The sequence below is a fragment of the Paenibacillus sp. FSL F4-0125 genome (assembly GCF_038008565.1).
Lineage (GTDB): Bacteria > Bacillota > Bacilli > Paenibacillales > Paenibacillaceae > Paenibacillus_AQ.
The window spans coordinates 466,882-480,789 of the sequence record NZ_JBBOZJ010000001.1; the positions used below are offsets into that span (position 1 = coordinate 466,882).

Below are 13,908 nucleotides of genomic sequence, written 5' to 3' on the forward strand. Positions count from 1 at the left end.
GGGATTCCCTTTTCTTATTATGTCACAGTTGGTTTGCGATGAATATGCTCTTCTTAAAGGAATGGCGCCGATTAACCAGCTTGATTTAGGTTCTTCGTCATGTTTGGTTTTCTAAAGGATAATACTAGCCAGACACATTGAGCAGCGAGCACCAGGAGAATGAGCAGATCGATTCCTATATATTCGCTTGTATTATCGTTACCAACAAACTGAATCAGATTATGTACAAAATGAAACAATATCAGCGGAACAATATTATTATTTTTCAGCATCAATAAAGAAAGCACAAAGCCGATCAGAAGAGCATATACGAGCTGTAGAAGGATTTGAGTGATGTCTGTACCAGATAAGGCATTAAGTAAGTGGGTAATAGAGAATAGAATACTTGAAGTAATTACTGCCGTTGTAGCACCCTTACTGAGCAAAGTCTTGAAAATCAATCCGCGGTAGATACTCTCTTCCACAAAAGCTACGAGCAGGGTGAAAAAGATAAAGAACAATACCTCAGACGTACTGATTTCACGAAAACCTTTAAAGGATATGGTGATCAGGATGACCAATAGAGGTGCATAATAGATCCAATTCCCAGAAGATATGGTGTTCAGAGGACGGAAGCCAAGATCACTCCATTTGTTCTTAACCGTGAAGTAGATGAGTAGTACAAGAGCAATTGGAATAAAGGAGATCAGTACTGGAGCGGTATACGATAGCTCTTTAAGCGTGGCGTAAGTCCCGGCGGCTGATACCGCTAAAAGTAACAACACCTCAATAATAACAACGGTCCAAACAGGGTGTTTCTGTGAAAAAGAAGACGTTTTGGCTAGCTTTAACATGGTTTACATTCATCCTTTCTGTATCTTTCAGTTGCCAATCCATCTAGAAAGTGATCATGCATAATTTTACATATTTTCGCGGAAAGGTCAATTTATTTAATTTTTATGGAAACGGAGAAAAATGGTGCATATCGCGTATTGACCTTCAAAAATAAAGGGAATATAATAGCAATAAGATAACATATGAACAAGTGCTCATATATGGTTTTTATTTGAGGAGATGTGCCGTATGGATACGATGCAAGGAAAAGTAAAACGTCAGTGGGAATTAGAAGGCTTAGATTGCGCCAATTGCGCAATGAAAATTGAAGATAAAGTGAAGAAGATTGAAGGCGTATCGTCTTGCTCCGTTAATTTTGTTACGAAGACAATGACGATGGAAACCGCCGCAGGTTATGAGGAGTCAGCGATTGTTGAAGCAAAGAAAACGGTGAAAGCACTTGAGCCCCATGTAAATGTGAAAGAGAAGGTTTCGGGTAGTCGCAAGCCGCATAATAACAGTAGTCATCAACATGATCATAAACATGGACATGACCACGATCATCAGGCTGCAGACGGTCATAAGCATGATGATGCGGATGGCCATAGCCATGGTCACAGTCACGAGCATGGGGAAGGCGATACCCGTAAGATTCTACTGCGGTTAGGTGGCGGTGGGATACTCGCTCTTGCCGGCATATTCTTACCGGTCGAGGGTGTAGTAGAACTGCTGATTTTCTTAGCAGCCTATCTCATCGTGGGTAGTGAGGTCGTCTGGCAAGCGGTGAAGAACATTATCCGGGGCCAGGTGTTCGATGAGAATTTCTTGATGGCTCTCGCAACCATCGGTGCCTTTGCGATTGGTGAGTATCCAGAGGGTGTAGCGGTTATGCTTTTTTACCAAATCGGAGAACTGTTCCAAGGTCTGGCAGTAAACCGTTCACGCCGATCTATCACGGCACTTATGGATATCCGTCCTGAATTTGCTTACCTTAAGCTTGGAAATGATCTTAAACGAGTCTCCCCTGAGGAAGTGGCGATCGGTGATTTGATTGTTGTGAAACCGGGTGAAAAGGTACCTCTGGACGGAACGATCCTTGAGGGGACCGCCATGATGGATACATCAGCACTTACCGGGGAATCTGTACCGCGTTCGGCTGGACCGGGAAGTACGGTATTAAGTGGGTTTATTAATCGGAACGGTGTTATTACGATGCAAGTCACGCAGACCTTTGGAGAATCAGCTGTATCTAAAATTCTGGAACTGGTGCAGAATGCTTCGAGCAACAAGGCGAAAACGGAGAACTTTATTACTAAATTTGCACGTGCTTACACACCTATAGTAGTGATCACAGCTGTACTGCTGGCTGTCGTTCCTCCGTTAGTGATTAGCGGGGCAACCTTTTCAGATTGGATTTACCGGGCGCTTGTATTTCTCGTAATCTCCTGTCCGTGTGCGCTTGTGGTCTCAATTCCACTCGGTTTCTTCGGAGGAATTGGTGCAGCTTCACGCAGTGGAATTCTAATCAAAGGAAGTAACTACCTTGAAGCATTAAATGATGTGAAAGTAGTTGTCTTTGATAAGACAGGAACGTTGACCAAGGGGCAGTTTAAGGTCACTGGAATTTATCCGTCGGGGGGTAACTCTAAGGATGAATTGCTGCGAATAGCCGCTTATGCGGAGAGCCATTCGAATCACCCGATTGCCGAATCAATTCGGACGGCTTATGGAGAACAGATTTCTAGGGAAGCGATCTCCAATTACAATGAAATCTCTGGTCACGGAATTGAGGTTTCGATTGAAGGTAAGACGGTCCTTGCAGGTAACGCGCGTCTGATGGAGCGAGAGGGTATAGCTTATGAGGTGCCAGAGCAGAGTGGTACAGTAGTTCACATCGCAGCGGATCATCAGTATGGAGGATACCTGGTGATTGCTGATGAAGTGAAGGAGGACTCACTGCAGGCCATTCAGACGCTCAAAAAACTTGGCATCCGCAAGACGGTGATGCTTACTGGCGATGCTTCTTCCGTAGCTGAAGCTGTTGGGAAGCAGTTAGGTGTAGATGAGGTACACGCGGAGCTTTTGCCGCAGCATAAGGTAGAGGCCATCGAGAAGCTGGATCGTGAAAAGTCACATCGTGAGAAAATTATTTTTGTCGGTGATGGAATTAATGATACCCCGGTACTGGCTAGAGCAGATGTGGGGATCGCAATGGGTGGACTGGGCTCGGATGCAGCGATTGAAGCGGCAGATATCGTTATTATGACTGATGAACCATCTAAGATTGCTGTAGCTATCGGAATTTCTAAGCGCACACGGATGATTGTATGGCAAAATATTATCTTTGCTTTAGGCCTTAAAGCTATATTTCTTGTCCTCGGTGCATTTGGGATCGCCACGATGTGGGAAGCTGTATTCTCAGACGTTGGGGTAACTGTGTTAGCTGTACTGAACAGTATTCGAGCATTAAAGGTTAAAGATCAAGGATAAAAAAATCGCTCTTTAGGGTATTGGTGTTACTTACTGATCCTAAAGAGCGATTTCTTTTGTTTAAAGGGGGTTGTCTTCCAAGTGCAGACTCTCAATACCTGCGCGTACAATGCTGCAGGAGGCGTCGAATTTCGCTGCTTCTTCAGTGTTTAGGTTAAGCTCGAGCAGTTCTTGAATGCCAGTACTGCCAATAATGGCAGGCACACCGGTACATACACCACTTTGCCCGTACTCTCCGTCCAGAATTGCAGATACGGCAATGATCTTGTGCTCATCATTCAGGATGGAGCGAGTAATATAGGCCAGTGCGCTGCCAATACCGAAATGTGTAGAGCCTTTTTTGGTGAATATCTCCCAGCCCGCGTCTTTGGTCTTGCGGGAGATATCCTCCAGATCCAGATGCTGGAACCGCTCACGATGCTGCTCCATAATTTGCAGGATTGGCTTGCCGCCAATCGTCACATGTGACCAAGCTACAAATTGGGATTCACCATGTTCTCCGAGCGCGTAGCCGTTAACGCTGCGAGGATCAATAGAGAATACATCGGATAGTAGTGTCTTTAGGCGTGAGGAGTCAATGGAGGTTCCCGTACCTATAATTCTGTGGCGGGGCAGCCCTGATATTTTCCATACCATATAAGTGACAATATCGACTGGATTAGCGGCGACTACGAATATTCCATCGAATCCCCCAGCCATGATGTTGGTGATAATTTCTCTAGTAATTACCGCAGAGGCTTCCAGAACATCCAATCTTGTCTGTCCCGCCGTTGGATTGGCGCCGGCAGTCAGGATAACTACATCCATTCCTGCACAGTCGCTATGGGTTCCGGCATACACCTTTGTGCGTGTGTTGGTGAAATCCATGCAGTGCGAGAGATCAAGTGCTTGTGCCATAGCTCGGTCATAGGTGCGGTCGATCATCATGATCTCATCACAAATCGCCTGATTGACCATGGAGTAGGCGCAGCTGGAACCAACCATCCCGGCACCGACGATGGCGACTTTTCTCGATTTACTTTTCAATTGCCTTGACCTCACTCTCTATCTTTAGATATGCATATATTTTAACGTATCCCTCCGCAAGTTACCTAACATCGGACACAGAAAAAATGATTTTTTTACTCCAAGGCGTTCAATAGTAAAAAGCCATCTCAATCATATGGATTGAAATGGCTTCTTGGAATAACAATATATACTTATGATTGTAGGGATTGTGTCTCAGAGGAAGTCATTACCTTATAACGTTTGTACATAAAGAATCTCCAGTGAACAATCATCCCGAAGGCCAAGATGAAGAACAATCCGCCGGACTGTGGGATAGAAACATAACTATTAATAAATTCATGAAGTAAGGTGCGGACTAGAAGAAGTCCGAGCAGGATGAAAGCAAAGCTCTTAGAACGCTGAGCATAGATTTGTCCATCCCGTTGTTCGAAGTTTGTACTGCGTATTAGAGGATACGCGAAGATGAACCAGCCGATCAGAAAGGCGAGCGCTGCCCACCATAAAGGAAACCTAACTTCAGGTACAACGAACATGGCAAAGCCGGTCGACATACCTAGAGGCGGAATCCATATTTTTCGAATGGTAACCGGACGTGCGCTAGCTTTAAGACGAATAAAAATAACCATTAGCGCCATGAGCAAGGTCCCTATAGTGGAGCCGATATGTAGGAGTGAGGGGTTAATGCTACCCATGATTCACGACCTCTCTATGATTTGAGTCACTTGTATCTTCATTATAACAGAAAAACGATGGCAGAACATTGAAGTGTAGCCGCTGTACGGAGGTAGTAACTCCATGAAAAGCACTGCAAACTACTTTAAGTAGAAAGGAGCAGAAAAACCAAATAGCAGGTCAAGGCTAAACCGCCTTGACCTGCTATTTTTTAGCGTAAATATTCATTTAGGGAAGTAGCCCGATAATATTAGTTCGGTCTATCTTATGAACGGCTGCGTCCGCTTGTTGAGCGAAGAATAAGGCTGACGATAAAGATCAGAACAACGGCCCCGATCAATGAAGGGAAGAAGTAGAAATCACTTACCTTAGGTCCCCAGCTTCCCAGAAGTACGCCGCCGAGCCATGAACCGATAATACCTGCGATAATGTTACCAATAACCCCGCCTGGAATATCTCTGCCCATAATCAGACCCGCTAACCAACCAATGATCCCACCAACAATTAACATCCATAAAAAACTCATGTTACTTCAACTCCTTTGTTTTGTTGTTTTCGATGTCTACTATTAACCTTACCAATCATGTTTAAACCACTTGTAAAAACTTACTTCTACCGGAATTGTTAGGAAGTGGGCTCAAAATTCAACTCGATAATGTATTACAACTATAAACATGCTATAGTGAAAAAATATTATGAAATACTGAGTAAGATGCTCTCAGTGAAGGGTAATTAAGAAGTAAATACACTTTATACAAACAAAGGAGTCGCTACTATGGAACGGCCTAATGAGGTATTGTTTTATGTTGGAACGTATAACCCTAAGGGTGAGGAAGCTATTCTATTATGCTCACTTAGTCCTTCATCAGGGGAAATGAAGATTCTTGAGGGTACAAAGGGCATTGAGAATCCATCGTTTTTAGCAGTAAACAGCACAGGAAGCGTGCTCTATGCGGTTAGTGAGAAGGATGAGGGCGAGGTCTATGCTTTTGCTATTGATCCTGTTACTAAAGCGCTGAGTCCACTTGGAAGTCGTCCTACGGAAGGCGGCGCTCCTTGTTATGTCTCCATCAGTCCTAAGCAAGATTACATATTTGTCTCTAATTATTCCGGTGGCAACGCCAACGTATTTCCTGTAAATGAGGATGGCTCGCTTCAGGTTATGTCTGACCAAGTGAAGCATGTAGGTTCAGGAATTCGTGAAGACCGTCAGGAAGCTCCGCATCCACACTCTGTCATTGCGGATGGAAGCGGAAAGCATATATTGGTTTGCGATTTGGGACTGGATCAAATCCTGATTTATCGCCTTGAAGAAGGTAAGCTGTCTAAGCATCGGGAGATTAATCTCCCACCTGGTTCAGGCCCCCGCCATCTGGCGGTACACCCTTCAGGACAATGGATTTATCTGGCGAATGAACTAAACTGTACAGTAACGGTATTTGCTAATGATGAGCGGAATGGGAACCTCAGCATTTTACAACATGTTAGCACGCTTCCAGAGCAATATATTGCGGGTAGTGATGATACAGCTTCGGATATTCATGTATCGCCATGTGGTAAATTCTTGTATGTCTCGAACCGGGGACAAGACAGTATCGCTTTGTTCCATATTGAGGATTCAACAGGTCATCTTGAAGCGGTAGATTGGCAGGTTACAGGCGGACGTACTCCGCGTAATTTCGCCATCATTGGCGGCAAGCTGCTCGCTGCGAATCAAAATAGCGACATTATTACTTCGTTCTCCATCGATAGTGACAGTGGCAGATTAATTCCTACAGGGAATGAGCTGAAGATAAAGACACCAGTCTGTATTCAAGCCTTGTAGGCTGGGAATAGGTTATTGTATGTTTCAATATTAGTGGCTATTCCCCGTAATCCATCAAAATAAAAGGCCTTCCAATCAGCTCTACATGTGCTGAGGGGAAGGCCTTATTGTTATAATGGCAAGATACCTTAAAACGTATTTCGAATTCCTAAATCGTAGAAGCCAATGTCATCTAGCATGATTCTATCTCCCTCAGCTTCAAGGTAGAAGGTGATTTCCGTCAGGTTCTCAGGCTCTAGCTCGGGTTCTTCCTCTTGAAACTGTTCGAAAGGCATCTCATAGGTTTGAAAAACAGCTTCGGATAGATCACCGTATTTCCCATCATTAATCCGTTCTTCAAGCCATGGGAATAACGTGAACTGAGTTTGCGGCAGTGGAAGAATATCCATTACCTCACTTAGCGGCAAGCGTGCTGAGGTATCATTTTTGTCGGTTAATTCCACCTCTACATTCGGAGGTAGCGGAATATTTAATTCATCCTTAATATCACCATTGAGGTTTGCTAAGGAGAACGTAAGACCGTCTGCGTCTGAAAGGGCCATTTCAGTAACAACACTGTCTTTAAGCTTAATGTTGTAATAGGCGTCCTCGTCTTTTTTGGCTGTCCGTTCAAGAACGACACCATAGGTGGCTTTGCTCTTGGATTCACGATCCTTCGCGAGCTCTTCCGACCAGGATAATCCGGAAGCTTCTGCTGTTCCGAGATCAACGGTATTCTTGTTGCGATCCTCATCAAATGTGGCTACTGGCCGATATCCGCCATCCTGGAATCGACTGTAGTAAGTAGTATCCGGTAGCCATTTCAGTCCGCTGCGGTAATCCCGGAACAAGCTTTGGTATTCGTCTTTTCCATGTAAGGTAGTCTCCAGAAAAGCTGATACATAGACTTTTGCGATTTGCCGCTGTTTATCTGCTTCCATAATTTGCGCTCGATTTAAAAAGAGTCCAGCAGGTAATGTCTGATCATAGGCACCCCAATCGCTGTTGAACTGACTGTGATTGGCGTCCGCAATATACAGCGAGCTTTTGAAAGCGGAGAACCCTTGGGAATAGGAAGTACGTATATACTGTCGATCACCATAGAAATCATGTACATCCCCATCGCGAGCCCCTTGCAGAGTCAAATAGTTAACATCCTTGAGTCGGGCTTGCTGATCGTCTATCGCTTTGTCCGTTGGGGCAAGGGCGACTACAGAGGTTATATTAAAACGATCTACTGCCTTCATAACGGGATCATTTTTGAACCAGCGATCGGCATCTGCAGCCATAGCAACAGCTTGTCCACCGCGGCTATGACCGAGCAGGGCGGTTTTTGTGAAATCTATTTTCTGATAAAAAGGATTGCCCGGTTGTTCTGAGAAATCTGCAAGCTGTTCCAGATGTTTCAGAATGATCCAGGTTCGTACTTTGAAATCATTGTCCGGAATACCAGACCAAGCCGAGTAGTTGAGGAAATTCTCATCCAGGGAAATTGCGATAAACCCTCGACTGGCCAAGAGTTCACCGAGATAAGCATACCCTCCGTCAGAGTAATCTTCCATCATGTGATTTCCGTGCACCATTAACACAACCGGATAGGGACCTTCGCCCTCAGGCATCCATACACGACCATTAAGTGGAAGTGCATTATAATCGAATCCCCAGAATAAAGTGCGCAGTTTTGACCAATTCTTAATATAAGCAGAAGCATCTACTGTAGAAGAGGTCACATTTGCATCCTTGCCGTATTCCGTTCGATGCAGATCCTTACCGCTGGCATAGGTGAAGGACTGATAAGCTTGATTGCCAGGTTGTGCCGGATCGGAGGCAGTCAGTGGAATTACATCCGAATCACTGATATCAATAGGCTCCAAAGTAGGAAGTTCCTGCACTCCGTTTGCCAGAGCCAGTTGGGAAAAAGTTACCGTAATGGTAAGCAGAAGTCCCAGTGTTACTCTTTTGCTGCGCAGCAGACCGATAGCCAAACCGCCTAACGCACCTAGTAGTGACAGAAGGACAGCAATGAGTGCCGCTGCTTCAATCTCAAAATCAGCGTAATATAAGATTAGTAGAATAGCTCCAAAATCGCTCAATACACAGCCTGCGAATAATCGTGGGATGCGAAGTCCGGTCAACGCGATCAGTACGGCTATGATATTGCTGGCAATGGCCAGCAGAATGGTGCTCGTACCTGCAGCAAGTGCAATATCTGTGGGCACCCCTAACCCAGTAGGTATACCTAATACAGCAGTCGTGAAAGCCAAAAAGCAAACGATCCAAAGACCAGCGATTGCTGTCCTCCAGACCGTTGTATCATAACGGTAAGTTCCCCTAACTCTTCGTTTAATTTCTTGAGTCATCCGCCTGTGAAGCCGTGGTCTTATCGGCGCAGGGACGTACTCTAAATCCATACCCATGATTCTCACTCCCGACATTAAGCGGTAATTTTCTCTAGACCATAAGCTGTAGCAATAATATTACTTTATAGCATCAATAACAAGTGGATCTTACAGGAACCCACACCATTGCCTGTATAGCGTGGGACTCAAAAGATTCCTTTGTCATTGGTTGGAAAAAAAGGTTTGACACAGTTAAAGGGTTTCAGTATTATATCCATATAACCAACTAAGTAGATAGGAATAATCGAAGAAAGTTCTTACCGTACAGACGGAGGAACGCTCGCATTAGGCTCGCAGACACGTGTCATAGGACCGGTTTGACCTGCCATACGTGGGCTTTCCTCCGTTCTTTTTGTTACCTGCAAGCATAAACGCCTCGGCCTCCTAATAAGGACGGTAAGCGTTTAAGCGAGAAATATAAGGAAAATGTATAACGTGAAACTTATACTTTCTTATATTTTAAGAATGAAATGATGGCAAGAAAAACATGGGGGAGTGGAAATGATGAAGAGAAAAATGAACAAAGGGCTTCTTGTAGGATTTACCTTGTTGCTGACGGCAGGACTTACTGCGGCTTGCGGCGGCAATAACAATAGCGGAAATAGTGCTAGTTCGGCAACGAACTCACCAGCATCAACCAATACAGCGGAGGCTACGAATGCTGCAGAAGCTACAATAGCGCCATCCAAAGATCCGGTAGAACTGCTCAACGTCTCCTATGATCCTACTCGTGAGCTATATGAGAACTATAATAAGGCTTTTGCAGCTTACTGGGAAAAAGAAACGGGACAGAAGGTCACAATTAAGCAATCTCACGGTGGATCAGGTAAACAAAGCCGTGCAGTGCTTGATGGTCTGGAAGCGGATGTGGTCACACTGGCCCTTGGATATGATATTGACGCATTGCAGGAAAAGGGTCTTATCAATGAAGGCTGGCAAAGTAAATTTGATCATAACAGTTCACCTTATACCTCAACAATCGTGTTCCTAGTACGCAAAGGGAATCCGAAAGGAATCAAAGATTGGCCGGATCTGCTAAAGGAAGGCGTAGAAGTGATTACACCAAATCCGAAAACATCAGGTGGTGCACGTTGGAACTACTTGGCGGCGTGGGGTTATGCGTTAGATCACAACAATAACGATGAAGCTAAGGCAGAGGAATTTGTAAAAGAACTGTTCAAACATGTTCCAGTGCTGGATACGGGTGCGCGCGGTTCGACGACCACTTTTGTAGAGCGTGGAATTGGCGATGTGCTGATTGCTTGGGAGAATGAAGCTTATCTTTCTGTAGAAGAGCTCGGTCCGGATAAATTCGATATCGTAAATCCATCTGAGAGTATTCTGGCGGAACCGCCGGTAGCAATAGTAGATAAGGTTGTGGATAAAAGAAATACGCGTGAGGTGTCCGAGGCTTACTTGAAGTATCTCTATACGGAGGAAGGACAAAAAATCGCGGCTGAGAACTACTACCGTCCAACGCTAGAAAGCGTGAAAGAACAATATAAAGATAAGTTCCCGGAAATTAAGCTATTCACACTGGCTGATAAATTTGGAACTTGGAAAGAAACGCAAGAGAAGCATTTTAACGATGGCGGGATCTTTGACAAGATCTATGTGCCGGGTGCTAAATAATTGATTAATAAAATGGGATTTCTACTTTGCTTTTAGAGATTTGTCCCTAGTAAGGGGCTGATCGGCTAACCTGCCGAAGGCGAGAAAGGATGAATAGGGGATGAATGTCACCGCAACTACTACAGCTGCACCGGCGACAACTCGGAGAAAGATACTGCCCGGTTTTGGAATAACGATGGGGTACAGCGTACTTTACCTGAGTCTTGTAGTACTCTTGCCGCTCTCAGCGCTATTGTTCAATTCTACTGGACTGAGCTGGGCGAAATTCTGGGATGTAGCTACGGATCCGCGCGTATTGGCTTCGTATCGTGTCAGCCTATCTACGGCAGCGGCTGCTGCTTTTGTCGATGCTATTCTAGGTCTTTTACTGGCATGGGTACTGGTGCGTTATGAATTTCCGGGCAAAAGAATATTTGATGCGCTGATCGATCTTCCGTTTGCTTTACCGACAGCTGTAGCTGGTGTCTCCTTGACGGCTCTTTATGCGACAAACGGCTGGATCGGAGCGTGGCTTGAGCCGCTGGGATTAAAGGTGGCATTTACTCCGCTTGGCATTACTCTTGCCTTAATGTTCATCGGGATACCGTTCGTCGTGCGAACGGTACAGCCGGTGCTGGAGGATTTGGATCGGGATATGGAGGAAGCCTCAGCAACCCTTGGTGCAGGCCGCTGGAGAACCTTTCGTTCAGTAGTATTGCCAGAGTTGTTCCCTCCGCTGTTAACAGGCTTTGCTTTGGCATTTGCCCGTGGTATCGGCGAATTTGGCTCAGTCGTGTTCATCTCCGGTAATATGCCGATGAGGACGGAGATTGCTCCGTTGCTTATTATGTCTAAACTGGAGCAGTATGATTACGCTGGTGCTACTGCCGTAGCGTTGCTTCTGCTGCTCATTTCCTTCTTAATGCTGTTAGTTATTAATACGCTCCAGCGTTGGGTGCGTAAGACTTCTCGGTAGGTTTTTAGGATCGTCCCCTATTCTCTAATGTTTTTGTATTAGAACTTGCTGAGCGATTCTTAGCGAAGCTATACCCTAACAGGTAAATGACGACTTTATTTTACGAAGCATACTTGCTTACGTAAAATGCGGAATCCTCCGTTAGATAGAGGACTCGAAGAGTCCGGGTTTTGGAGGAGCAACAGCGATCTCGAAGTTTTGAAACCAGATGGCTGGTAAGAAAGGAACGGAGAGGAGTTTGCAGTTAGAGGAGCGACAGCGATCTCGAGGTTTGAAACCAGATGGCCTGTAAATAGGAACGGAGAGGATTATTGGAACTGTAGAAGCGCTAGCGTTCGCCTTTATCCTCGGATTTCTACCGCGAGAAGCGGTTTAAATCAGGAAATCTGAGGATAACAGCGATCGGAAGTCCAATATTCCTCGGAGTGACTCAATACCAGTAATTCAGATTTCACAAATTTCGAGATAGCAGATCATCCGATAAGACCAATATTCCTTGGAAGTGACCCATTACCAATAATCTTGTTTCAATAATTTCCGAGACAGCAAACGATCGGAAAACCAAGACTTCTCTAAGATGCTTCATATCTACCGAAATTCGGCATTTTTCAAAAGCTAATCATGCTTTCGTAAAACCCTTTAAAGGAGGAATAACTTGTGGCAGGCACCGTCCCACTCCAAGCCCCCCGGCTGCAGAAGAATACGTCCTCGCCAGCGACAACGGAAACCAAGGCTGTAAAATGGGTGTTGATCGGAGCTGCTGGACTAGTCCTTTTTTGGCTGATTGCTCTGCCTTTGATTGTCGTGCTGACAGAGGCGCTGAAAAAAGGCTGGGACGTATATATAGCTGCTCTAACTGATCCAGATGCCCGTTCCGCACTGAGGCTGACGCTTCTTGTTGCAGCGATCACTGTACCATTGAACACCTTCTTTGGTGTAGCGGCTGCGTGGGCAGTAACCAAGTTTCGTTTTCGCGGCAAAGGGTTTCTCATTACCTTGATTGATCTCCCCTTTGCAGTATCGCCTGTCATCGGCGGTCTGATCTTTGTGCTCGTCTTCGGCGCCAACGGTTGGTTTGGCCCTTGGCTGAGCGCCCATGATATCAAGATCGTATTTGCGCTTCCAGGGATCGTGTTGGCCACACTGTTTGTTACATTTCCTTTTGTGGCGCGTGAGTTGATTCCACTGATGGAGGATCAAGGGACACAGGAGGAAGAGGCAGCGATTACCCTCGGAGCACATGGTTGGCAAATCTTTTTCAGAGTCACGCTTCCTAATATTAAATGGGGTTTATTATACGGCATTATTTTGTGTAATGCGCGGGCCATGGGCGAGTTCGGTGCAGTCTCTGTAGTGTCCGGGCATATACGCGGGGAGACGAATACACTGCCGCTGCACGTTGAGATTTTGTACAATGAATATCAATTTTCAGCGTCTTTTGCAGTAGCATCACTGCTCCTCTTGTTGGCTTTGGTGACGATGATTATTAAAAGCTGGTTATCACGAAAAAATGCCCATTGACAGTACTTTTGGTTCCGTGCTAAGTTAATTCATAGTATACTGGTTGGTAATAACGGAATTGTGAAAATTAGGCGGATATAATCCTTTGGATGGGGAAAGGGAGGCTAGAGAATGGCTAAACCGCTGAAAGTGGATGATTTATGGCTTACGCGGATTGCAGGGCTTCTGGATGATATGGAGTTTGGCTCCTTGCACATTGTAGTGCATGAAGGTCAGATTGTTCAGATGGAGCGTACGGAACGCAAACGTTTTGAGAATGGCAATGGCAACGCAAATGGGCGTTACATTGGTGAGGGCGGAACCCGGCGAGCTGATTCCCAATCGGCAGGACGTTGATACAATCTCGGGTAATCATACAGGTATATATTATCTTACTGGATTAAAATTATGGAGTTGCCTCAGCAGCCTTGAAAGCCTGCTGAGGCAACTCCTCTGTTTTTTGATACGAAGTACCGATCGGACTCAGAAGACCCTAAACGCAGTTTTTTGCACATTTGGCATGCTAACGGCCCCTATAGTCGCTATCGCATAAAAAACATCAAATAGGTATCTCTTTTTACCAAAAGACAGAGCAGCGATTCATCCGAACATGGAGATACGACTGCTCTGTTATC

Annotated in this window: 11 protein-coding genes; 6 read left to right on the forward strand and 5 right to left on the reverse strand. The window is 45.3% G+C overall.

Annotated elements, in window-relative coordinates; genetic code table 11:
* Nucleotides 1-71: 71 nt before the first annotated feature.
* The gene (locus NST74_RS02105) at nt 72-833 is read right to left on the reverse strand and encodes a CPBP family intramembrane glutamic endopeptidase (protein ID WP_341110218.1); all 762 of its coding nucleotides are present in this window, start codon (nt 831-833) and stop codon (nt 72-74) included.
* Between the two features lie 229 nt (nt 834-1,062).
* On the opposite strand from NST74_RS02105, the gene NST74_RS02110 reads away from it, so the two are divergent.
* Nucleotides 1,063-3,303 carry a heavy metal translocating P-type ATPase gene (locus tag NST74_RS02110; protein WP_341110219.1) on the forward strand — a complete coding sequence of 747 codons (2,241 nt, stop codon included), beginning with the start codon at nt 1,063-1,065 and terminating at the stop codon, nt 3,301-3,303.
* 60 nt (nt 3,304-3,363) lie between these two features.
* Here the strand turns inward: NST74_RS02110 and NST74_RS02115 are convergent, their stop codons facing one another.
* The 3 genes from NST74_RS02115 to NST74_RS02125 all read right to left on the reverse strand — a co-directional run bounded on the left by NST74_RS02115 (nt 3,364) and on the right by NST74_RS02125 (nt 5,509).
* Nucleotides 3,364-4,329, reverse strand: coding sequence for an L-lactate dehydrogenase (locus tag NST74_RS02115; protein WP_042123664.1), 966 nt, complete (start codon nt 4,327-4,329; stop codon nt 3,364-3,366).
* A gap of 173 nt (nt 4,330-4,502) precedes the next feature.
* Entirely contained in the window at nt 4,503-5,003 is a 501-nt protein-coding gene (locus NST74_RS02120) for a CcdC family protein (protein WP_076116602.1), read from the reverse strand.
* 245 nt (nt 5,004-5,248) lie between these two features.
* Nucleotides 5,249-5,509, reverse strand: coding sequence for a GlsB/YeaQ/YmgE family stress response membrane protein (locus NST74_RS02125; protein ID WP_042123669.1), 261 nt, complete (start codon nt 5,507-5,509; stop codon nt 5,249-5,251).
* 249 nt (nt 5,510-5,758) lie between these two features.
* Between NST74_RS02125 and NST74_RS02130 the strand changes: the two genes are divergently transcribed.
* Nucleotides 5,759-6,808 (forward strand): lactonase family protein, encoded by a 1,050-nt coding sequence (locus tag NST74_RS02130; protein ID WP_341110220.1) that lies wholly within the window; start codon nt 5,759-5,761, stop codon nt 6,806-6,808.
* 128 nt (nt 6,809-6,936) lie between these two features.
* Here NST74_RS02130 and NST74_RS02135 read toward each other — a convergent pair whose 3' ends face one another.
* The gene (locus NST74_RS02135; protein ID WP_341110221.1) at nt 6,937-9,204 is read right to left on the reverse strand and encodes an alpha/beta hydrolase family protein; all 2,268 of its coding nucleotides are present in this window, start codon (nt 9,202-9,204) and stop codon (nt 6,937-6,939) included.
* A gap of 486 nt (nt 9,205-9,690) precedes the next feature.
* Here NST74_RS02135 and NST74_RS02140 point away from each other — a divergent pair, with 486 nt between their 5' ends.
* From NST74_RS02140 to NST74_RS02155, 4 genes are all read left to right on the forward strand, one after another.
* Nucleotides 9,691-10,818, forward strand: a complete 1,128-nt coding sequence (locus NST74_RS02140) for a sulfate ABC transporter substrate-binding protein (RefSeq protein ID WP_341115808.1) — start codon at nt 9,691-9,693, stop codon at nt 10,816-10,818.
* Nucleotides 10,819-10,918: 100 nt separating this feature from the next.
* A complete protein-coding gene (gene cysT, locus NST74_RS02145; RefSeq protein ID WP_042123674.1) occupies nt 10,919-11,773 on the forward strand; it encodes a sulfate ABC transporter permease subunit CysT in 855 nt (284 codons plus the stop codon).
* A gap of 657 nt (nt 11,774-12,430) precedes the next feature.
* The gene (cysW, locus tag NST74_RS02150) at nt 12,431-13,294 is read left to right on the forward strand and encodes a sulfate ABC transporter permease subunit CysW (RefSeq protein WP_341110222.1); all 864 of its coding nucleotides are present in this window, start codon (nt 12,431-12,433) and stop codon (nt 13,292-13,294) included.
* Nucleotides 13,295-13,405: 111 nt separating this feature from the next.
* Entirely contained in the window at nt 13,406-13,630 is a 225-nt protein-coding gene (locus NST74_RS02155; RefSeq protein WP_042123679.1) for a YezD family protein, read from the forward strand.
* Nucleotides 13,631-13,908: the final 278 nt, after the last annotated feature.